Here is a 20,040-nt window from a genome sequence, read left to right as displayed (position 1 = left end):
GCGGCTCCCGGGGCCCGGTCCGAGTGGCTCGCCCAGGGGCGCCCAGCACCGTGGCGGCGGGCTACAGCGGCGTCGCCGCCTTCAGGACGAAGAACAGCCCGACGGCCGCATTCAGCGCGGAAAGCGCGGAGACGGTCGTCCCGGCAGCGGCGACGAGCGCGGCGGCGCCGGCCGGAGTGAGGGCGGGGGGCCAGCCCCGGTCCGGCGGCACCGGGCCCAGGAGCGCTGCCACCCGGCGCGGCACCGGCCCCGCTGCGGCGAAGGCTGCGAAGGCGGCGAAGACCGTGCCGCTGGGGACCGGGCGGGAGACGAGCGCCGCCTTGCCGACCGCGCGTGCGGTCAGCCGACGGTCGCCGGTGACCTGGGCCGCCTCCTCGTCCGCCCAGCGCTCCGTGCCGTAGACCAGGGCTCCGAGCAGCGGCCACAGCAGGGGGTTGACGCAGCCGGCCAGCCGCGTCGCGAGCAGCAATCGGTGGTGGCGGCCCGCCAGATGGGCCCGCTCGTGCGCGAACAGGGCCCGGCGCTCGGCCGGTTCGAGGGAGGCGAGCAGGGCCGTGGAGACCATCACCCGCCCCGGGGAACCGGGGAGCGCGTAGGCGTACGGGACCTGGTCGGGCAGCACGGCGACGTCGTCGCCGCCCGGCAGGCCCGTGAGCGCCCGGTGGGCCCGTGCGCGGAAGCGGTAGTGGCGGTGGAGGGTGAACCCGCAGGCCGCCGTGACGGCGACGAGCGCCAGGATGGACGCCTTGCCCGCGAACGCGTCGTGCGGCACGGCGTCGCGGACCTCGTCGTCGGACCAGCCGTCGGGCAGCGGGTTGCCGGGCAGCTGGGCCGTGCCCACGACCACCAGCAGTCCGAGGCACACCAGGCTGCAGGAGGCGAGGATCACAGCGACGGTGGTCAGCAGCCGGGCGGCCCTGCGGGGGTGCAGGTGCTGTTCGGCCAGGCGCGCGATCGGCAACGCGGTCAGCGGCAGGACGAGGGGCAGGTAGACGAAGACGCCCATCGTCAGCGCTCCGGCCGGCCCGAGGGCGCTCCGGTGCCGTCGGGACCGCTCTCGGCGAGCAGGGCCCGCAGCAGGTCCTCGTCGTGCGAAGAGAGGACGGAGACGAAGCTGGAGAGCACCGCGTCGCGGTCACTCTGCCTGTCGAGGAGCCGGCGCATCCGCAGGGCGGCGAGCCCCGCCTCGTTCGCCACCGGCTCCCACAGGACGGGGCGCCCCCGTCCGGTGCGCGTGACAGCCTGCTTGGCGTGCAGACGCGTCAGGATCGTGATGACGGTGCTGTACGACAGGCCCGCGCCGAGCCGTTCCAGCACCCAGGCGGCGGTCACCGGCCCGCTCGCCCCGCCCAGCACCGACAGCACCTGGGCCTCCAACTCCCCCTGGCCACGCCTGCGGACAGGCGTTTCCCGTTCACCACCGGCTCCTTCGGCATCCACGGCCCGACCCCCTTTCTCCGTTCGGCCGCCCGGGCGTGGCACTTCGCCTGCCGGGCATCGGGAAATCGTATCCAGCCGGCGGCGGTGCCGGGGCAGGGCCGGGCCGCTCGCCTCCCGGCCCCGAAGATCTACAGTGCTGTAGATTTTAGTCATTGCCGCAGAGTGCCCGCGCCGTCACCCGTGGCGTGGCCGCCACCACGTGAACACCCGTCACCGCACAAGGGAGAACATCATGGGCGTCAGCCTCGCCAAGGGCGGAAACGTCTCGCTGAGCAAGGAGGCTCCCGGGCTGACCGCGATCCTCGTGGGTCTCGGCTGGGACGTCCGTACCACCACCGGCACCGACTACGACCTGGACGCGACCGCGCTGCTCTGCGACGAGGCGGGCAAGGTGCAGTCCAACGAGCACTTCATCTTCTACAACAACCTGAAGAGCCCCGACGGTTCGGTCGAGCACACCGGCGACAACCTCACCGGTGAGGGCGAGGGCGACGACGAGATCGTCAAGGTCGACCTCGCCTCGGTGCCCGCGACCGTCGCGAAGATCGTGTTCCCGGTCTCGATCCACGAGGCGGAGGTCCGGGGCCAGAGCTTCGGCCAGGTGCGCAACGCGTACATCCGCGTGGTGAACCAGGCGGGCGGCGCGGAGATCGCCCGCTACGACCTGAGCGAGGACGCCTCCACCGAGACGGCGATGGTCTTCGGCGAGCTGTACCGGCACGGCGCCGAGTGGAAGTTCCGTGCGGTCGGGCAGGGTTACGCATCCGGTCTGAGCGGCATCGTCGCCGATTTCGGCGTCACTCTCTGAGCCGCCGGGCTCCGGACCGCACGCTCCTGACCAGGTCACGACAGACACCTAAGGCGGAACAATGACGATCAACCTCACCAAGGGCCAGCAGGTCAGCCTCACCAAGTCCGGCGGCGGCGAGCTCGGCGTCGTACGGATGGGTCTGGGCTGGAAGTCCGCTCCCCGTAAGGGATTTCTGGCGCGGCTGACCGCCCGCGAGATCGACCTGGACGCCTCGGCGGTGCTCTTCGCGGGCCCGGACCCGCAGGACGTGGTCTTCTTCCAGCACCTGACCAGCGACGACGGTTCGGTCCAGCACACGGGGGACAACCGGGTCGGCGGGGCGGGCCAGGGCGGCGACGACGAGTCCATCGTCGTCGACCTGCGGCGCGTGCCCGTCCATGTGGACCAGATCGTCTTCACGGTGAACTCGTTCACCGGCCAGACCTTCGAGGAGGTCGAGGCCGCCTTCTGCCGTCTGGTCGACGAGAGCAACGGCCAGGAGCTGGCCCGGTACACCCTGACCGGTGGCGGGCGGCACACCGCCCAGATCATGGCCAAGGTCCAGCGGACCGGCTCGGGCTGGCAGATGACCGCGATCGGCGCGGCGGCGGACGGGCGGACCTTCCAGGACCTCATGCCCGCGGTCGTGCAGCACCTCTAGGAACATCTCACCGGAGACCGGCGGGGGTGCGCACGCGTCACCCGCACCTCCGCGCTCCGGCGGACGGAACACCCCACCACACCAGTGCCGGCACACCGGCATCGAGACACCTGCATCGACCGGGGGACGGCACGGGCGGACCTTCCCGGCTCACGGACGAGGACAGACCCGACTACGCGAGCGCACTCGACGAGGTGATCGCCTCCCCGGAGATCCGACACCTGCTCGAACGCTCGGGAGTCCCGGGCGACCGGCTGCGTGTGCGGGGCCTGGCGGCCGTCGCTCGCACGACCACGGCCGCCGAGGCCGAATACCGACGGTACGAGGCCCTGAGGCGGCAGACGCGCGGCGGGCGACGGGACTCCGGGATGTCGCCGCTCTCCGGACCGGGCGATCAGGAGCGGCCTGGCGCCGGAGTGCTGGCGGTCCTCGGAGTGCTGACACCGGTGCTCGCCGCCGTGGCCGCGGCGACGTTCCTGCTCCTCGGGTACGGGCTGCGGCTCGCCGAGGCCCTGCCGGCCCTGGCGGGCACCCTCGTCGGTGTCGGCCGGTTCAGTCTGGTGGTCGCGGCCGTCACGGGCCTGGTCGGCGTCGTCGCCCTCTACCGCACGGCGGCGAAGCAGTCGGCGGGCGGCACGGCGTCCGTGCCCGACCGGTCCCCGGCTCTCGAAGACGGCCGTGAGGCCTGGCTCGCGGCGCTGCGCGACCGGGGGATCCGGCCGCTGCTCCTCCAGCAGCTCGCCGGGGCGGCGGTGTCACCGCCGGGTCCGGGCGACGGCGACGGCTCCCGCTTCAGCTCGCCGGCGTACGCGGGACCCGACTTCTCCGGTCCGGGCTTCGAGGGTCCCAGCGGCGCCGCGGGGGCGAGCCTCCCCGGCGCCCGCCGCTGAGACCCCGTCGCCCCGCTCCACCCAGGTCGGCTCAGGTCAGCTCAGGGCTCGTGCCGGCGCTTCGGCGGCGGGCGGAGCGTCGGGCAAGCCCGCCCGTCCCGCGGCGGCCCGGACCAGGGCGGCCATGACGCGGGTGTCCTCGCCCATCTCCGGGTGCCACTGCACGCCGAGCACCAGGCTCCCGTGCCCGGGGAGTTCCAGGGCCTCCACGGTCCCGTCGGGCGCGTGGGCGGAGGCCACCAGGCCGGCGCCGAGGCGGTCGACCGCCTGGTGGTGATAGGCGGGGACCACGGCGGTCTCCGGCACGGCGTCCGCGTACGCGGTACCGGGCACGGGGGTCACCGGGTGACTACCGAAGACGCCGGGGCCGCCGGTGTGGTCGTCCAGGTGCTGGTGCAGGGTGCCGCCGAGGACGACGTTCAGCAGCTGCATACCCCGGCAGATGCCGAGCAGGGGGACCTGCCGGGCGATCGCAGCCCGGATCAGCGCCAGCTCCCAGGCGTCGCGTTCCCGGGCCGGAGGCCCCGTACGGGGGTCGGCGACCGCCCCGTACCGCGCCGGTTCGACGTCCGCTCCCCCGGCGATCACCAGCCCGTCCAGGGCGGCGACGGTGTCCCGGGCCGCGTCCTGCGCGTCGTCGGGCGGCAGCAGCACGGCGAGTCCGCCCGCCGCCCGGACGAGGCGGGGATAACCGGCGGGCAGCAGCACCGCGGGCATCTCCCACACCCCCCAGCGGGCCGGGTCCTGGTAGGTGCTGATGCCGATGACGGGCCGGGCCATGGAACGTGCTCCTTCGGGTCGGGGTGATCGCGGTGGTCGCCGGCGGGCGACGGCGGACTCAGCTGCGGGCGAGTTCGGCCTCGGCCGCCGCCAGTGCGGCGAACTCCTCCTCGGGGGCTCCCGCGACCAGCCGGTGGCGGCTGTAGAAGGCGAAGTAGGCCAGCGCCACCGCGTACACACCGAGCGCGATGAACGCCGCGTCGCGGTCCACCAGGAAGGTCGCCACCAGGGCCGAGCATGCCAGAACGAACGCCACGGACGAGGTGAGCGCGCCACCGGGAGTGCGGTAGGGGCGCGGCAGCTCGGGTTCGCGGCGGCGCAGCACCATGTGGGAGAGCGCCATGAGGGCGTAGCTGATCGTGGCGCCGAAGACGGCGACGTTCAGCATCCGGCCACCGTCGCCGCTCCAGGCGGCGAGTGTGAACCCGATGACGCCCGGGATCAGCAGGCCGAGGTAGGGGGACTTGCGGCGGTTGGTCAGCGACAGGAAGCGCGGCAGGTAGCCGGCCCGGGAGAGGGCGAACAGCTGACGGGACCCGGCGAAGATCAGGGAGAAGAAGGACGCCACCAGTCCGGCGAGGCCCGCGTAGTTCACGAACCGGCTCAGGGCGGTCGGCTCGCCGGTGCCCTGCAGGGCCACCACGAGTGGGTTCCCGGCCTCCTTGATGGCGTTGGCACCCTGGGCGCCGGTGGCGGAGACGAAGGTGATGAGGGCCAGGAAGACCAGCACGGCGAGCGAGATGGCCAGGGCCTTCGGCATCGAGCGGACGGGGTCCTTGGCCTCTTCGGCGGCGAGCGGCACGCCCTCCACCCCGAGGAAGAACCACATGCCGAACGGGAACGCCGCCCAGATGCCGAGAAGTCCGTACGGCAGCCATGAGTTGGAGCCGAAGGCGGTGGTGTCCGCCGGGATGTCGTTGAGGCGGCCCGCGTCGAACTCGGTGAACGCGCCGACGGCGAAGATCAGCAGCGCGGCCACCGCGATGGCGGTCACCACCAGGCTGAAGCGGAGTGCCTCGCCGACTCCCCAGAGGTGGATGCCGATGAAGACCGCGAAGCAGGCGAGGTAGACGGGCCAGCCGGAGGTGAGGCCGAACAGGCCGAGCGATTCGACGTAGTCGCCGATGAAGAGGGAGATGGCGGCGGGGGCGAGGATGTACTCGATGAGGATGGCCGTCCCAGTCAGGAAGCCGCCCCAGGTGCCGAGCGCCCGCCGGGCGAAGCCGTAGCCGCCGCCCGCCGTGGGCAGGATGGCCGAGAGTTCGGCCAGCGCGAAGACCAGACACGCGTACATGACGCCCATCAGGACCATGGCCGCGGCGAGTCCGCCGAATCCGCCCTTGGACAGGCCGATGTTCCAGCCGGAGAAGTCGCCGGAGACGACGTAGGCGACGCCGAGCCCGGTCAGCAGGAGCCAGCCGGCGCTGCCCCGGCGTAGGGTCCGGCGGTGCAGATACGCGTCCGTGCCGGACGTCCCCGGGCCTGCGCCCCCGGGCGGTCCGGCGGGTGTTTCGGTTCCCTGAGCCATGAGCGCTCCCGATGTCTGTCGACATGCGTCGATGAAACTCTGCGAACGTATCGATCAAAGGTTCGTCGGCACACCTTTGTGGAACGTGGGCGCGCATGGCAAGGGCCGTGCGTTGAAGAGTGGTTACGGATTCGGCTCCGCACCGGTCACCCCTCGACGGCGCCGGGCTCAGGCGAGGAAGCCGCGCAGCAGCGCCGCCGTGCCACCGCAGTGCTCGCGCATCATCTCGCGCGCCGCGTCCGCGTCCCGGTCCAGCACCGCCTCGACGACGGCCGCGTGCTGCTGCTGGGAGTGCTCCAGATTGCGCACCAGCAGCGGGATGCAGTCGAGCAGTTCGTTGAGGGTGGCCCGGACCGCGGCGTACTGGGCGGCGAGCGTACGGGAGCCGGAGAGTTCGGCGAGCGTGAGGTGGAGCAGGGTGTCCTGGCGGCGGTAGTCCTCCAGCCGGGCGCCCCGCGTCGCGTCGAGCGCGGCCCGCAGCCGCGTCTCGCCGTCCGCCGGGAGCCCCTCGGCGCACAGGCCCGCCGCCCCTGCCTCCAGCACCTCGCGGAAGCGCAGGGTGTCCTCCACGTCGACGGCGGCGATGCGGCGGCGCAGCTCGTCGCCGCCGGGAGCGGCGGTGCGCGGCAGGACGAACGTTCCTCCGTAGCGGCCGCGACGGCTCTCGACCATGCTCTGGTCCTGGAGGACCTTGAGGACCTCGCGCAGGGTCACCCTGCTGATCCTCAGGTGCTGGGACAACTCGCGCTCGGACGGGAGCCGTTCACCCGGTGGGACCAGACCCAGGCGCAGGAGCTGGAGGAGCTGTTCCAGCGCCTCCTCGAAGCCGTTGCCCGCGCGGACCGGTCGCAGCACGGAGGCCGGCCGGCCGGTCGGCATGTCATGCTCCTCCCCCGCCGCACCGGCCGCCCCTACCGCCGGACGGGTGTCGTCGACTCTTCTCCTCGTGACCACTGACGGATCCCCTTCCCAAGCAATGGTTCTCTGTCATACCTTATGCCTCCCGGTTCACCCAAGGAGGCATCCCGTGGCAGACCGCACACCCCCGCTCGGCATCGACGAGCTCCGCTCACGTGTCGCGGACGGGTCGATAGACACCGTGGTGCTGGCCTTCCCGGACATGCAGGGCCGGCTTCAGGGGAAGCGGTTCGCGGCCGGGTTCTTCCTCGACGAGGTGCTGGAGCACGGGACCGAGGGCTGCAACTACCTCCTGGCCGTGGACACCGAGATGCGGACCGTCGACGGCTACGCGATGTCCTCGTGGGAGAACGGCTACGGCGACTTCGGCATGGTGCCCGATCCGGCCACCCTGCGCCCCGTCCCCTGGCACGAGGGGACCGCCCTGCTGGTCGCGGATCTCGCCTGGCACGACGGCAGTCCGGTGGTGGCCGCCCCGCGTCAGATCCTGCGTCGCCAGCTCGACCGGCTGGCGGAACTCGGCTGCACCGCCCAGGTGGGCACGGAGCTGGAGTTCATCGTCTTCCGGGACAGTTACGAGGAGGCCTGGGACCGCGACTACCGCGGGCTGAACCCGGCCAACCAGTACAACATCGACTACTCGATCCTCGGCACCGGACGCATCGAGCCGCTGCTGCGCCGGATCCGCAACGAGATGCAGGAGGCCGGGCTGACCGTCGAGTCCGCCAAGGGCGAGTGCAATCCCGGCCAGCACGAGATCGTCTTCCGCTATGACGAGGCGCTCACCACCTGCGACCAGCACGCCTTCTACAAGACGGGCGCCAAGGAGATCGCGGCCCAGGAGGGTGTCTCGCTGACCTTCATGGCCAAGTACGACGAGCGCGAGGGAAACTCCTGCCACATCCATCTCTCGCTGACCGACGAGGACGGCGAGAACCTGATGGCCGGCGAGGGCCCGGACGGCATGTCCGAACTGATGCGGCACTTCCTGGCCGGTCAGCTCGTCGCCCTGCGGGACTTCTCCCTCCTCTACGCCCCCAACATCAACTCCTACAAACGCTTCCAGCCCGGCTCCTTCGCCCCCACCGCCGTCGCCTGGGGCGTCGACAACCGCACCTGCGCCCTGCGGGTCGTCGGCCACGGTCGCTCGATGCGCTTCGAGAACCGGCTGCCCGGCGGGGACGTCAACCCGCACCTGGCCGTCGCCGGTCTCGTCGCCGCCGGACTGTACGGGGTCGAGCACCGGCTGCCGCTGCCCGAGGCCTGTACGGGCAACGCGTACACCGGCGACTACGACCAGGTGCCGACGACGCTGCGCGAGGCGGCCGAGCTGTGGGAGGCCAGCCCCATCGCCAAGGAGGCGTTCGGCGAGGAGGTCGTCGCGCACTACCTGAACATGGCCCGGGTCGAACTGTCCGCGTACGACTCCGCGGTGACCGACTGGGAGCTGCGCCGCTCCTTCGAACGCCTCTGACAGCCAGCACACCTCTCCACCACCAGCTTCCGTGATCGGGGTCCGTACGTGTCACAACCCACCCTGGACGTCCTGAACCCGGCGACCGCCGAGGTCGTCGCCACCGTGCCGGCGGCCTCCGCCGCCGATGTGGACGCCGCCGTCACCCGCGCCTCCGCGGCCCAGCGACGCTGGGCGGCCGCCGCGCCCGCCGACCGGGCCCGCCTGCTGCGCCGCTTCGCCGTCGTCGTCGACGAACACATCGAGGAACTGGCGGAGTTGGAGGTCCGCGAGGCCGGCCACACCATCGGCAACGCCCGGTGGGAGGCGGGCAACGTACGCGATCTCCTCGACTACAGCGCGGGCGGGGCCGAACGGCTCCTGGGCCGGCAGATCCCGGTGGCGGGCGGCATCGACTTCACGGTCCTGGAGCCGCTGGGCGTCGTCAGCGTCATCGCCCCGTGGAACTTCCCCATGCCGATCGCCGCCTGGGGTCTCGCACCGGCCCTCGCGGCGGGCAACGCCGTCCTCCTCAAGCCCGCCGAGACGACCCCGCTCACCGCCCTCCGGCTGGCCGAACTCGCCCTGGAGGCAGGTCTTCCCGACGGGCTGTTCCAGGTGCTGCCCGGCGAGGGGCCGGTGGCCGGGAGCGCCCTGGTCGAGCACCCGGGCGTCGCGAAGATCGTGTTCACCGGCTCCACGCGGACCGGCAAGCACATCATGACCCGCTGCGCGGAGCACGTGAAGCGGCTCACCCTGGAGCTGGGCGGCAAGAGCCCCAACATCGTCTTCGCCGACGCCGATGTGGAGGCCGCGGCGGCGGCCGCCCCGATGTCCTTCCTGGACAACGCCGGTCAGGACTGCTGCGCCCGCACCCGCATCCTGGTCGAGCGGTCCGTGTACGACCGCTTCCTGGAGCTTCTCGTCCCGGCCGTGTCCGCCGTCGTGGTGGGCGACCCGGCCGACGGGAAGACCCAGATGGGGCCGCTGATCTCGGCCGCCCAGCGGGACCGGGTCCGGGGTCTCGTCGACGGAGGCCGGGGAGCCGACGGCGCCCGGACCATCCTCGGCACGGCCCCCGAGGGCCCCGGGTTCTGGTATCCGCCGACCGTCCTCACGGGGGTCTCGCCCGATGCGCCGGTGGCCGTGGAGGAGGTCTTCGGGCCGGTCGCGGTGGTCCTGCCGTTCGAGGACGAACAGGACTCGCTGCGCCTCGCCAACGCCACCGACTACGGACTCGCCGGCTCGGTATGGACCCGGGACGTCGGCCGCGCGCTGCGCGTCGGCCAGGGGCTGCGGGCGGGCAACCTCTCCGTCAACTCGCACTCCAGCGTCCGCTATTCGACTCCTTTCGGCGGCTACAAGCAGTCGGGCCTGGGCCGCGAGCTCGGCCCGGACGCCCTGGCCGCCTTCACCGAGACCAAGAACGTCTTCATCAGCACGGAGGCCTGAGCACCATGACCGACACTTCTTCCGTCTGCCGCCGCCTGGTCGGCCGCACCGCCGTCGTCACCGGAGCCGGCAGCGGCATCGGCCTGGCCACCGCCCGGCGGCTGGCCGCCGAGGGCGCGCACGTCGTCTGCGCCGATGTGGACGAGGAGCGCGGCAAGGCCGCCGCCGACGAGGCCGGCGGGCTCTTCGTCCGTACCGACGTCACCGACGCCGAGCAGGTGGACGCCCTCTTCAAGGCCGCGTTCGACACCTACGGCTCGGTCGACATCGCGTTCAACAACGCGGGGATCTCGCCGCCCGACGACGACTCCATCCTCGACACCGGCCTGGAGGCCTGGCGGCGGGTGCAGGAGGTCAACCTGACCTCCGTGTACCTCTGCTGCAAGTCGGCCATTCCCTACATGCGCACCCAGGGCAAGGGCTCCATCATCAACACGGCCTCGTTCGTGGCCCGGATGGGCGCGGCCACCTCGCAGATCTCGTACACCGCCTCCAAGGGCGGGGTGCTGGCGATGTCGCGCGAGCTGGGGGTGCAGTTCGCGCGCGACGGCATCCGGGTCAACGCCCTGTGCCCCGGGCCGGTCAACACCCCGCTGCTCCAGGAACTGTTCGCCAAGGACCCGGAGCGGGCCGCCCGGCGGCTGGTGCACATCCCGGTCGGCCGGTTCGCCGAGCCCACCGAGATCGCCGCCGCGGTCGCGTTCCTGGCGAGCGACGACTCCTCGTTCGTGAACGCCACGGACTTCCTGGTCGACGGCGGGATCGCGGGGGCGTATGTCACCCCGGTCTGATCCGGTCCGGCTCCGGTCCGGCCCCGATCTGATCCCTGCCTGATCCCTGCCTGATTCCGACGGTTTCCTGGCGGCGACCGGTGGCCGGACGTCCGGCCACCGGTCGCCGTTCAGCACGTGGCCGGGGCCGGATCGCCCCTGACGCGTTGGGCGCGGAGCACCAGGAGCATCTCGAAGCGCTGGTCCGGTTCGTCGATGGTGTCGCCCCACAGCTCGCGGATCTGCCGCAGCCGGTAGCGGGCCGTCTGGGGGTGGATGCCCAGGCGGGCGGCCACCTCCGGGGCGCCGCCGGGGGTCTCGATCGAGGCGAGCAGCGTCTCGGCCGGCGCTTCGACTGGGTCTGGCTGAGACCGTCCAGCGGGGCGAGGCAGCGGCGGGCGGCGGCGTCGATCAGCTCCTGACCGGGGAGCAGCAGCAGTTCCTCCGTCCGCTCGGTGCAGTACAGCACCTCGCCCGGCGGCAGCGGGTTCTTCTTGATCAGCTGGACCGCGATCTCGGCCCAGCGCAGGAAGGTCGCCGCCGCCAGCAGGACCGCTGGGCCGATCGCCCCGGTCCAGTCGGCCGTGGCCCGCCTCAGGATGTCCGCGCGGCCCGCCGCGTCCGGGTCCGGGATGACGATGCGCGGCTGCTCGCTCTCAATTCCAGCAGGATGCCATGCCCCACCGCGGGGGCCACGGTCTCGCGGGCCGGGCGCATCAGCACGCCCACGGCGATGGTCTCCGGCCCGAGGCGATAGACGGCCTGGAGCGCGTCGAGGCTGCGGCCCTCCAGTCCCTCGCCCCGCCCGAACTCCTGGAACATCTCCGGCGGCACCCGTGGGTGGGCGCCGACGGTGAGGTTGTGGACGAAGTCTTCGATGGCGCGGCGGATCCCGACCAGGGCCATCGGCTCCCCGGACTCGCCCTCGATCAGGTGCAGACAAGGGTATTCCTGGCGAATCTGGTACAGGATCGTCTGAGCGAGCTCCGGGGCCCCGGCCCGGGCGATCGCCTCGAAGCGATCGAGCTTCGCCCGGGGGACCTCCTGCCACGCGGGGGCCGGATGCTTCCCGCCTGCCCGGTGGAGCGGCCTTGCCGCACCCCGGCGCCGGGTCCATGCTTGTGCCATGGGTGACCAGGCCGGCCCCGAGCCGACGGTGTCCGTCCGGCAGGACCTCCGGTTGCTGGAGGCCGTCGGCGCACACCCGGGCGGGGCTTCCGTGCGGCAGCTGGCCTGGGAGGCCGGACTGCCGGACGTCACCGCCCGGCGGCTGCTGCACGAGCTCGCCCGGGACGGATATCTGCACGAGCTGGACGACGGCGCGTTCACGCTCCGCGAGCCGGACCACCGGTTGCGGCTGTCCGCCGTCGACGACCAGGCGCTCCAGGAGCACATCCACCCCCTGCTGTCCTCGCTGCGCGACAGTCTGTCCGCCGCCGTCTACCTGACGCTGTACGAGGAGGGCGAGATCCGGGCCCTGGAGATCGTCGACAGCCCGCGGGCCCCGCGGGTGGACCTCTGGGTGAGCTTCCAGGACGCCGGACACGCCACCGCGCTCGGCAAGAGCGTGCTCCGCGAGCTGGACGAGGAGGCGCGCGCCGGCTACCTCTCCCGGCACTCCATGGACAGCCTCACCTCCCGCACCATCACACGCCGGGAGGAGCTGCTGCGGCAGCTCGACTCCGCCCCCGAGGGCCCCCTCTCGCTGGACCGGGGGGAGTACGCGCGGGGCACGACGTGCGCGGCGGTGCCCGTGTACAGCGGTGACCAGGTCGGTTCGATCGGCATCTCGTTCCGGTCGGACCGGATGTACCGGACCACCGAGGTCAGGGCGCAGTTGCTGGAGTCGGCGCTGCGCGTCACACGGCGGCTGACCCTTCCGGAGTGCTGAACCTCAGAGGTCGGGTCTTGGGGCTGCGGGCCGGGGGCCTTCGGGGCCTGGGGAGATGACTCCTCAGCCGGTGACGATGCTGGCGACCAGGTTGATCGTGGTGGCCAGGATGCTCGCGCCGAATACGTACGACAGCAGGCAGTGCCGGAGGGCGACCGCGCGGATCCTGGAGGTGGAGACGTTGGTGTCGGACACCTGGTACGTCATGCCCAGGTTGTAGCTGAAGTACAGGAAGTCGATGTAGCGCGGCGGGTCCTTCGCGTTGAAGTCGATCCCGCCGCCGGGCGGCTCGTAGTAGATGTACGCGTAGCGTGCGGCGTACATCAGATGGAGTGCCGCCCAGGACATGAAGACGCCGCAGAGAGCCAGGGCGGCCGCTGTGTGGCCCAGGTCGGAGTCACCGATCAGGAGCAGCACCACGATGCCGACAAGACCGGACAGGGCTGCCGCGACGACGACGAGTTCCTCGGCGACGGGCCGGAACTCCTCGCGGCGGGCGTTGTCGTGGGTGGCGGCGGCGTCCATCGGCCACAGGACGAGCCATCCCGCGACGACGAAGAGGGTCTCAGCGGCGGCGATGCCGACGAGGATGCCCAGCGGCGCGTTGGCGAGCAGGAGGCCGACCAGCGCGCCGGCGGCAGCTCCGGCCACCGCGGAGCAGGCGAGCCGGGGAACGGCGGGAAGCAGGAACCGACTGTTCAGGGGGGCCTCACGTGTGCTGCCCGAGGAGGAGCCGGAGGCCTCACTCCGCAGGGTCGCCCCACGGGGTGCGCCGGGCCGTGCCAGCGTATGCGCGCCCGGTCCGGAACGCAGTTCGGAACGACCCCCGGAGCCGAGTGGCAGGCGGGAATCACTGGACATAGCCTGCACGGAAGGACCCGTTCCGCCCTGCTGTCACCCATAAGACCGTACGGTCCGCCGAATCCGCCGTACCCGCAGGTGAAAGGGTGGAAGTGCCGTGAGCACCGACAACGAAGCGCAGGAGCCCCTGGAACCCCGGGTCGGTCCCGTGCCCGAGGCCGATCCGCAGTTCCGGCCCTACCACCATCCCGCCGCGGGCTGGGGAGCGGCGAAGAGCGTGACCCGCTTCCTGGTGGAGGAACGCGCGCTCGTGGACGGTCCACGGGCCATCATGCGGATGAACCACGAGAACGGCGGGTTCGACTGCCCCGGATGCGCGTGGCCGGACGACACCAAGGGCCTGCACCTGGACATCTGCGAGAACGGCATCAAGCACGTCACCTGGGAGATGACCCGCAAGCGCGTGGGCCGCGAGTTCTTCGCCGCTCACTCGGTGACCGAGCTGTCCGGATGGACCGACTACGACCTGGAGAACCAGGGCCGGCTGACCGAGCCGATGGCGTACGACCCCGGCTCCGACCACTACGTCCCGATCAGCTGGAAGGACGCGTTCGAGGCGGTCGGTGCCACCCTGCGGGGGCTCGACAACCCGAACCGGGCGGCGTTCTACACCTCCGGCCGGCTCGGCAACGAGGCCACCTTCCTCTACCAGTTGATGGCCCGCGAACTGGACACGAACAATCTTCCGGACTGCTCCAACATGTGCCACGAGGCCAGCGGGCGGGCCCTTCAGGCCTCCCTCGGCACCGGCAAGGGGACGGTCGACCTCAAGGACTGGGAGTCCGCGGACGCCCTGTTCATCCTGGGCGTCAACGCCGCGTCGAACGCGCCGCGGATGCTCACCGCCCTCGCCGAGGCCGACCGTCGCGGCGCGCAGATCGTGCACGTCAACCCGCTGGTCGAGGCGGCGGCCACCCGCACCATCGTTCCGCACGACTTCACCGACATGGCGCTGTTCAAGGCCACCCGGACCAGCACGCTGAACCTTCAGCCGCGCATCGGCGGCGACATGGCGCTGCTGCGCGGCATGGCCAAGGCGATCCTGGAGAAGTCGGCGAGCGACCCCAAGGCCCTGGACATCGCGTTCATCGACCGCCACACCACCGGCTTCGAGGAGTACCGGGCGCTGTGCGAAGCCACGCCCTGGGAGGAGCTGGAGCACCAGTCCGGGCTGGGCCGCGCCGACATCCTCAAGGCGGCACAGGTGTACGGGGAGGCCGACCGCTCCATCGTCAGCTGGTGCCTGGGCCACACCCAGCACGAGCACGGCGTCGACACCGTCCGCGAGATCGTCAACCTCCTGCTGCTGCGCGGCAGTATCGGCCGCGAGGGCGCGGGCCCCTCCCCCGTGCGCGGGCACAGCAACGTCCAGGGCAACCGCACCTGCGGCATCGACCACCGCCCCACCGACGCGTTCCTGGACCGGCTCGCCGAGACCTGCAAGATCGACCCGCCCCGCGCACACGGCCTGGACACCGTCCGTACGATCCAGGCGATGCGGGACGGCGAGGTGACGGTGTTCGTCGGGATGGGCGGCAACTTCGCGCTCGCCGCGCCCGACACCCCGGCCACCTACGCGGCGCTGCGCTCCTGCGACCTCACCGTCCAGGTGAGCACCAAGCTGAACCGCAGTCATGTCGTCCACGGCCGCGCGGCCCTCATCCTGCCGTGCCTCGGGCGCACCGAGAAGGACCATCAGCGGGGCGGTGTCCAGAGCACGTCCGTCGAGGACTCGATGAGCATGGTCCACATGTCCGTCGGGATGAAACGCCCCGCGTCCCCGCACCTGCTGTCCGAGCCAGCCATCGTCGCCGGGATGGCGCGCGCCGCCCTGCCGGGCAGCGAGACTCCCTGGGACTGGTACATCGAGGACTACGACCGGATCCGGGACACGATGGCCGAGGCGCTGGACGGCTTCGAGGACTTCAACCGCCGGGTCCGTCTGCCCCTCGGCTTCCGTATCAAGCAGCCCGCCCGCGAACTGGTCTTCCTGACGCCGTCCGGGCGCGCGGAGTTCTCCGCGGCCGCCCTGCCCGACGTCGTGCCCGAGCCCGGCACCCTGGCGCTCGGCACCATGCGGTCGCACGACCAGTGGAACACCACCATCTACTCCGACAACGACCGCTACCGCGGCATCAAGAACCTGCGCACGCTGGTCTTCATGAACCGGGCCGACATGCGCGAGCGCGGGATCGCCGACATGGGCCACGTCGACATCACGAGCATGGCGAAGGACGGCAGCCGACGGTTCCTGACCGGCTACACGGCGATCCCGTACGACATCCCGCGCGGCTGTGCGGCCGGCTACATGCCGGAGATGAACGTGCTGTGCGCGCTGGGCGACTACAGCGCCCAGAGCGACCAGCCGATCATGAAACACGTCAAGGTCACGGTGGTCCCGGCCGCCTGAGCGCTCGCGGACCCGACCGCGCGCCCGTCCCGGGTCACCGCTGCCGGGCGAATCGCTCTAGGAGGAGGTGGAGGTGGGCCCGCCGTTCCGCGGCGGCGAGTCCGGTGGGGTCGATCTCGCACCGGCCTCAGTGGCCGTATGCGGATCGGTTCGGTCCCGACCGCGTCCGGGACCGTCGCCCTGCTGACCGCCCCGTTCCTCCTGGGGCGATGCGGGGGCGCCGGGTGCTGGACGAGCTGTTCGCGGAGGCCGGGGTGCGGCCGTCGCCCGGGAGCCGGGATCGGTGATGGCCCGCGCGCTGCGGGAGATCGCGGGCCATACCGATGTGGCCGCCGCCCTGGAGCGGCTGCCCGAGGACTGGGACGCCCCCCGGGAGGGGCGTCTCAGTCGATCACGGCCGCAGCCGTCAGTCGGCCTTCCTGTCCTGGTCCGAGGGAAGGCCCACTTCCTCGCGGTCCTCCTCCAGGCGCTCGTCGAGTTGCTTCTCGTCCGGGCGGCGGGGCATTCCGCGGCTGTGGCCGGTGCCGGGGTCGCCCTCGACCTCTTCGTTCGACTTGTGGTGGTGATGCGACATCGGTCACTCCTTGCCGTCGGGGGTGGCGTTGATCGTGCAGTGCAGGGAGTCGTCGACCACGTCGGCGACGATCGTGTCCCCCGGGTCGGCCTCGCCGCCCAGGAGCAGGGAGGCGATGCGGTTGTCCAGTTCCGTCTGGATCGTGCGGCGCAGCGGGCGGGCGCCGAACTCCGGCTGGTAGCCGTGGGCGACCAGGAGTTTCTTCGCCGCCTCGGTGACATCCAGCGTCATGCCCTGGGCGTGGACCCGGTGCTTGCTGCGGTCCAGCAGGTGCTCGACGATCTCGGACAGGTCGTCCTCGGTGAGGCTGTGGAAGACGATGATGTCGTCGATGCGATTGAGAAACTCGGGCAGGAAACGCCCCCGCAGGTCCTCCATCAGCTCGTCCTTGAGCTCGGCCGCGTCGCCCTGGTGGGCGAGGATGCGGTGGGCGCCGATGTTGGACGTCATGATGACGACGCAGTGGCGGAAGTCGACGGTGCGGCCCTGCCCGTCCGCGAGCCGGCCGTCGTCGAGGATCTGGAGCAGGGTGTTGAAGACGTCGGGGTGCGCCTTCTCGACCTCGTCGAAGAGCACGACGCTGTAGGGGTTGCGCCGCACCTTCTCGGTGAGCTGGCCCGCCTCGTCGTAGCCGACGTATCCGGGAGGCGCTCCGACGAGCCGGGCGACCGTGTGCTTCTCCTGGAACTCGCTCATGTCGAAGCGGATCATGCGGTCGTCGTCGCCGAACAGCAGCTCGGCCAGCGTCTTGGCCAGCTCGGTCTTGCCGACGCCGGTGGGCCCGAGGAAGAGGAACGAGCCGACGGGCCGGTTCGGGTCGCCCATGCCCGCGCGGTTACGGCGTACGGCTTCGGAGACCGCGGTGACCGCCTGGTCCTGGCCGACGATCCTGGCGTGCATCTCCTCCTCCAGCTTGAGGAGCTTCTCCTTCTCGTCGGCGGTGAGCTGGGAGACGGGGATGCCGGTGCGGCGGGAAACGATGTCGGCGATGTCGGATGCCGTGACCGAGACGACTCCCTCGCGGCGCTCCTCGATCCCGGCGAGTTCGCCCTCCACCTCGGTGATCTGCCTTTTCAGCCCGGAGGCCTTCTCGAACTCCTCGCCGGCGACGGCCTCGTCCTTCTCGCGCCGCAGCTTCGCGAGGCGGTCCTCCCGGCTGACGACCTCGGTGGAGCGGTTCGCGCTGCGCAGCCGTACGCGGGCACCGGCCTGGTCCATCAGGTCGATGGCCTTGTCGGGGAGGAAGCGGTCGCTGATGTAGCGGTCGGACAGCTCGGCCGCCGCCGTCAGGGCCCCGTCCGCGAAGCGGACCTGGTGGTGGGCCTCGTAGGCGTCCCGCAGGCCTTCGAGGATCTGTACGGTCTCCTCGACGGTCGGCTCCGGGACGAGGACGGGCTGGAAGCGGCGCTCCAGAGCGGCGTCCTTCTCGATGTGCTTGCGGTACTCGTCGATCGTCGTCGCGCCCACCACATGGAGCTCGCCGCGGGCGAGGGCGGGCTTGAGCATGTTGCCCGCGTCCATCGAGCCCTCGCCGGTCGCGCCCGCGCCGACGACCGTGTGGAGTTCGTCGATGAAGAGGATGATCTCGCCCTCGGCGTTCTGGACGTCCTCGATGACCTTCTTGAGGCGTTCCTCGAACTGACCCCGGTACTGGGCCCCGGCCACCATGCCGGACAGGTCCAGCGAGACGACCCGCTTGTCCTTGAGGGTGTCGGGCACCTCGCCCGCGACGATGCTCTGGGCGAGGCCCTCCACGATGGCGGTCTTGCCGACGCCGGGCTCGCCGAGGACGGGGTTGTTCTTGGAGCGCCGCGAGAGGATCTCGATGGTCTGCTCGATCTCGTCGGCGCGCCCGACGACGGGGTCGAGCTTCCCCGCCCTCGCTTCCTCCGTCAGGTCCCGGCCGACCTCGTCCAGGGTCGTCGACGGCTGCTGCTGCTTCCCCCCGCCGGGACCTCCGTCACCGCCCGCCGCCCGGTCGGTGGCGCCGCGCAGCTTCCCCACGTCCAGGTCGTCCGCGCCCAGGAAGCGGGCGGCCCCGGAGTCCGCGTCGTCGATGAGCGCGCCCAGGATGTGCTCGGGACCGATGTACGACACCCCGGCCGCCTGCGGGCGGGCGTAGGCGGCGGTGAGGGTGCGTTTGGCCGCCGGGGTGAGACCGGGTTCGGCGGACGGCTCGCCGGACTCCCCGGGCAGCACCTCGTCGAGTTATGCCGCGAGGGCGTCGGGGTCGACCCCGGCCCGGGAGAGCAGTCCGCGCGAGGGCTCGACCTGGGTCGCCGCCCACAGGAGGTGCTCGGTGTCGAGGTCAGCGGTGCCGTCATCGGCCGCTTTGCTCGTGGCCCGGCCCAGCAGCTCGTGGGAGGACTCCGTCAGCAGCCGCCCGATCGGAACGCGCTGCATCGCGGGGGGGGTGCCCCTATCTGTTTCGTCAACCCTGGTGGGGTCGGCTTGTAGGGGTTGATCCTGGTTTCCGGGAACGTCCCGCGAAGCGGGACGTTCCCGGCGGATCGGGTGCCTGATGGGCAGCCCGGTGGCCGGCAGCGCCGGGGTGGCCGTGCCGGTGTGCGGGCGTGATGGGGCCTGGAGGGTAGGGGCGGCGGAGATTTCAGGCGGCGAGGTCGACGTCGTCGGGGGTGCGTGGTTCGTAGAGGGCTCCGGTGCGGATCATCGCGTGGATGACGTTCACACGTTGGCGGGCCAGGCGGAGGATGGCCTGGGTGTGGGTCTTGCCGCGTGCGCGCTGGCGGTCGTAGTAGGTCCGGGAGGACGGGTCGGACTTGCAGCCGATCGCGGCGAACGCGGCTTGGAACAGGGCGCGTTTGAGGAGGCGGTTGCCGCGGTGGGGTGCGTGCTCGCCGCGGATGGAGGTGCCCGAGGACTTGGTGGCGGGGGCGAGTCCGGCGCAGGAGGCGAGGTGTCCGGCGGTGGGGAAGGCGGTGCCGTCACCGATCGCGACGATCACGGCCGCGGTGGTCCTGACGCCCAGGCCGGGCATGGACGTCAGGAGGTGGAAAAGAGGGAGGGCCTCCAGCAGGGCGGCGATCTCCTGCTCGGCCTGACGCCGCTGGGTGTGGGCGGCGGCGAGCTGGGCGGCCAGGCCCGGCACGATCAGCGCGCTGGCCTCGGTGCCGGGAACGACAAGGGTCTGCTCGGCGAGGGCGTCGAAGATCTCGGTGGCGAGGTGGTGGGCCTTGCGCGAGCCGTGCGCCTTGAGCAGGACCTCGCAGCGGCCTCGGCCCAGCTTCTTCAGCCTGGCCGGGGAGCCGTGCCGTTCAAGGAGGGCCAGGATGTAGGGGTAGCCCAGGCGTGGGCCGACCACCCTTTCGAGAGTGGGGTGGATCTGGGAGAGCAGGCCGCGCAGCCGGTTGGTGGTGCGGTTGACCTCGCCGGCCAGGTCGTTGTCGTAGCCGGTGAGCATGGTCAGCTCGGCCAGCGCCTCGTCGTCGCGGTCCACCGCGCGCAAGGTGTGGGGCATGGTCCGGGCGGTGTCGGCGATGACGAAGGCGTCACGGGCGTCGGTCTTGGCCTCGCCGGGGTAGAGGTCGGCGGCCCGGCGCATCGACAGTCCCGGCAGGTAGGCGACCCGGCAGCCGGTGGCGCGGGCCACGGTCAGCGGCAG

The 20,040-nt window shown here is 71.8% G+C and carries 16 protein-coding genes and 2 pseudogenes; 8 read left to right on the top strand and 10 right to left on the bottom strand.

Translation table 11 applies throughout. The features are described 5' to 3' along the window. Positions 1–61: 61 nt before the first annotated feature. Both B9S58_RS18550 and B9S58_RS18545 read right to left on the bottom strand, forming a co-directional pair. Positions 62–1,006: a M56 family metallopeptidase gene (locus tag B9S58_RS18550; protein WP_103533245.1), complete on the bottom strand. Its 945-nt coding sequence runs from the start codon at positions 1,004–1,006 to the stop codon at positions 62–64. 2 nt (positions 1,007–1,008) lie between these two features. Beyond that, on the bottom strand, positions 1,009–1,440 hold the full coding sequence (locus B9S58_RS18545; RefSeq protein WP_103533244.1) for a BlaI/MecI/CopY family transcriptional regulator: 432 nt from the start codon (positions 1,438–1,440) through the stop codon (positions 1,009–1,011). A 232-nt stretch (positions 1,441–1,672) separates the two neighbouring features. On the opposite strand from B9S58_RS18545, the gene B9S58_RS18540 reads away from it, so the two are divergent. From B9S58_RS18540 to B9S58_RS18530, 3 genes are all read left to right on the top strand, one after another. Then, on the top strand, positions 1,673–2,248 hold the full coding sequence (locus tag B9S58_RS18540; RefSeq protein ID WP_103533243.1) for a TerD family protein: 576 nt from the start codon (positions 1,673–1,675) through the stop codon (positions 2,246–2,248). 61 nt (positions 2,249–2,309) lie between these two features. Continuing rightward, the gene (locus B9S58_RS18535) at positions 2,310–2,891 is read left to right on the top strand and encodes a TerD family protein (RefSeq protein WP_030591193.1); all 582 of its coding nucleotides are present in this window, start codon (positions 2,310–2,312) and stop codon (positions 2,889–2,891) included. 194 nt (positions 2,892–3,085) lie between these two features. Beyond that, positions 3,086–3,781, top strand: a complete 696-nt coding sequence (locus B9S58_RS18530; protein ID WP_258044685.1) for a hypothetical protein — start codon at positions 3,086–3,088, stop codon at positions 3,779–3,781. A 36-nt stretch (positions 3,782–3,817) separates the two neighbouring features. Here B9S58_RS18530 and B9S58_RS18525 read toward each other — a convergent pair whose 3' ends face one another. From B9S58_RS18525 to B9S58_RS18515, 3 genes are all read right to left on the bottom strand, one after another. After that, on the bottom strand, positions 3,818–4,561 hold the full coding sequence (locus tag B9S58_RS18525; protein WP_103533242.1) for a gamma-glutamyl-gamma-aminobutyrate hydrolase family protein: 744 nt from the start codon (positions 4,559–4,561) through the stop codon (positions 3,818–3,820). A 58-nt stretch (positions 4,562–4,619) separates the two neighbouring features. Beyond that, entirely contained in the window at positions 4,620–6,089 is a 1,470-nt protein-coding gene (gene eat / locus B9S58_RS18520) for an ethanolamine permease (RefSeq protein ID WP_103533241.1), read from the bottom strand. A 168-nt stretch (positions 6,090–6,257) separates the two neighbouring features. After that, positions 6,258–6,968 (bottom strand): FadR/GntR family transcriptional regulator, encoded by a 711-nt coding sequence (locus B9S58_RS18515; protein WP_103533240.1) that lies wholly within the window; start codon positions 6,966–6,968, stop codon positions 6,258–6,260. Positions 6,969–7,116: 148 nt separating this feature from the next. Between B9S58_RS18515 and B9S58_RS18510 the strand changes: the two genes are divergently transcribed. The 3 genes from B9S58_RS18510 to B9S58_RS18500 are packed head-to-tail and all read left to right on the top strand — an operon-like array spanning position 7,117 to position 10,703. Further along, the gene (locus B9S58_RS18510) at positions 7,117–8,481 is read left to right on the top strand and encodes a glutamine synthetase family protein (RefSeq protein WP_103533239.1); all 1,365 of its coding nucleotides are present in this window, start codon (positions 7,117–7,119) and stop codon (positions 8,479–8,481) included. Positions 8,482–8,529: 48 nt separating this feature from the next. Then, positions 8,530–9,912, top strand: a complete 1,383-nt coding sequence (locus B9S58_RS18505; RefSeq protein ID WP_103533238.1) for an aldehyde dehydrogenase — start codon at positions 8,530–8,532, stop codon at positions 9,910–9,912. Between the two features lie 5 nt (positions 9,913–9,917). After that, positions 9,918–10,703 (top strand): 3-oxoacyl-ACP reductase, encoded by a 786-nt coding sequence (locus B9S58_RS18500; protein ID WP_103533237.1) that lies wholly within the window; start codon positions 9,918–9,920, stop codon positions 10,701–10,703. Between the two features lie 110 nt (positions 10,704–10,813). On the opposite strand, the pseudogene B9S58_RS18495 reads toward B9S58_RS18500, so the two are convergent. Beyond that, a pseudogene (locus B9S58_RS18495) lies at positions 10,814–11,810 on the bottom strand (helix-turn-helix domain-containing protein). Here B9S58_RS18495 and B9S58_RS18490 point away from each other — a divergent pair. Beyond that, positions 11,809–12,573, top strand: a complete 765-nt coding sequence (locus B9S58_RS18490) for an IclR family transcriptional regulator (protein WP_103533236.1) — start codon at positions 11,809–11,811, stop codon at positions 12,571–12,573. The pseudogene B9S58_RS18495 and the gene B9S58_RS18490 overlap by 2 nt on opposite strands. A gap of 63 nt (positions 12,574–12,636) precedes the next feature. On the opposite strand, the gene B9S58_RS18485 is transcribed toward B9S58_RS18490, so the two are convergent. Beyond that, positions 12,637–13,275 (bottom strand): DUF1345 domain-containing protein, encoded by a 639-nt coding sequence (locus B9S58_RS18485; protein ID WP_181009365.1) that lies wholly within the window; start codon positions 13,273–13,275, stop codon positions 12,637–12,639. Positions 13,276–13,531: 256 nt separating this feature from the next. Here B9S58_RS18485 and B9S58_RS18480 point away from each other — a divergent pair, with 256 nt between their 5' ends. Further along, on the top strand, positions 13,532–15,844 hold the full coding sequence (locus B9S58_RS18480) for an FdhF/YdeP family oxidoreductase (RefSeq protein WP_103533235.1): 2,313 nt from the start codon (positions 13,532–13,534) through the stop codon (positions 15,842–15,844). Between the two features lie 406 nt (positions 15,845–16,250). Here the strand turns inward: B9S58_RS18480 and B9S58_RS38045 are convergent, their stop codons facing one another. The 3 genes and pseudogenes from B9S58_RS38045 to B9S58_RS18465 form a co-directional block, all read right to left on the bottom strand. Beyond that, positions 16,251–16,418 carry a hypothetical protein gene (locus tag B9S58_RS38045; protein ID WP_181009363.1) on the bottom strand — a complete coding sequence of 56 codons (168 nt, stop codon included), beginning with the start codon at positions 16,416–16,418 and terminating at the stop codon, positions 16,251–16,253. 3 nt (positions 16,419–16,421) lie between these two features. After that, a pseudogene (locus B9S58_RS18470) lies at positions 16,422–18,821 on the bottom strand (ATP-dependent Clp protease ATP-binding subunit). A 205-nt stretch (positions 18,822–19,026) separates the two neighbouring features. Further along, a partial coding sequence (locus B9S58_RS18465) for an IS110 family transposase (RefSeq protein WP_103532759.1) occupies positions 19,027–20,040 on the bottom strand: 1,014 nt, incomplete at its 5' end.

This window comes from Streptomyces sp. SM11 (genome assembly GCF_002910905.1).
Taxonomy (GTDB): Bacteria; Actinomycetota; Actinomycetes; order Streptomycetales; family Streptomycetaceae; genus Streptomyces.
Note: the sequence above shows the minus strand (reverse complement) of the source record. Positions and strands in the feature narration are given on the sequence as shown.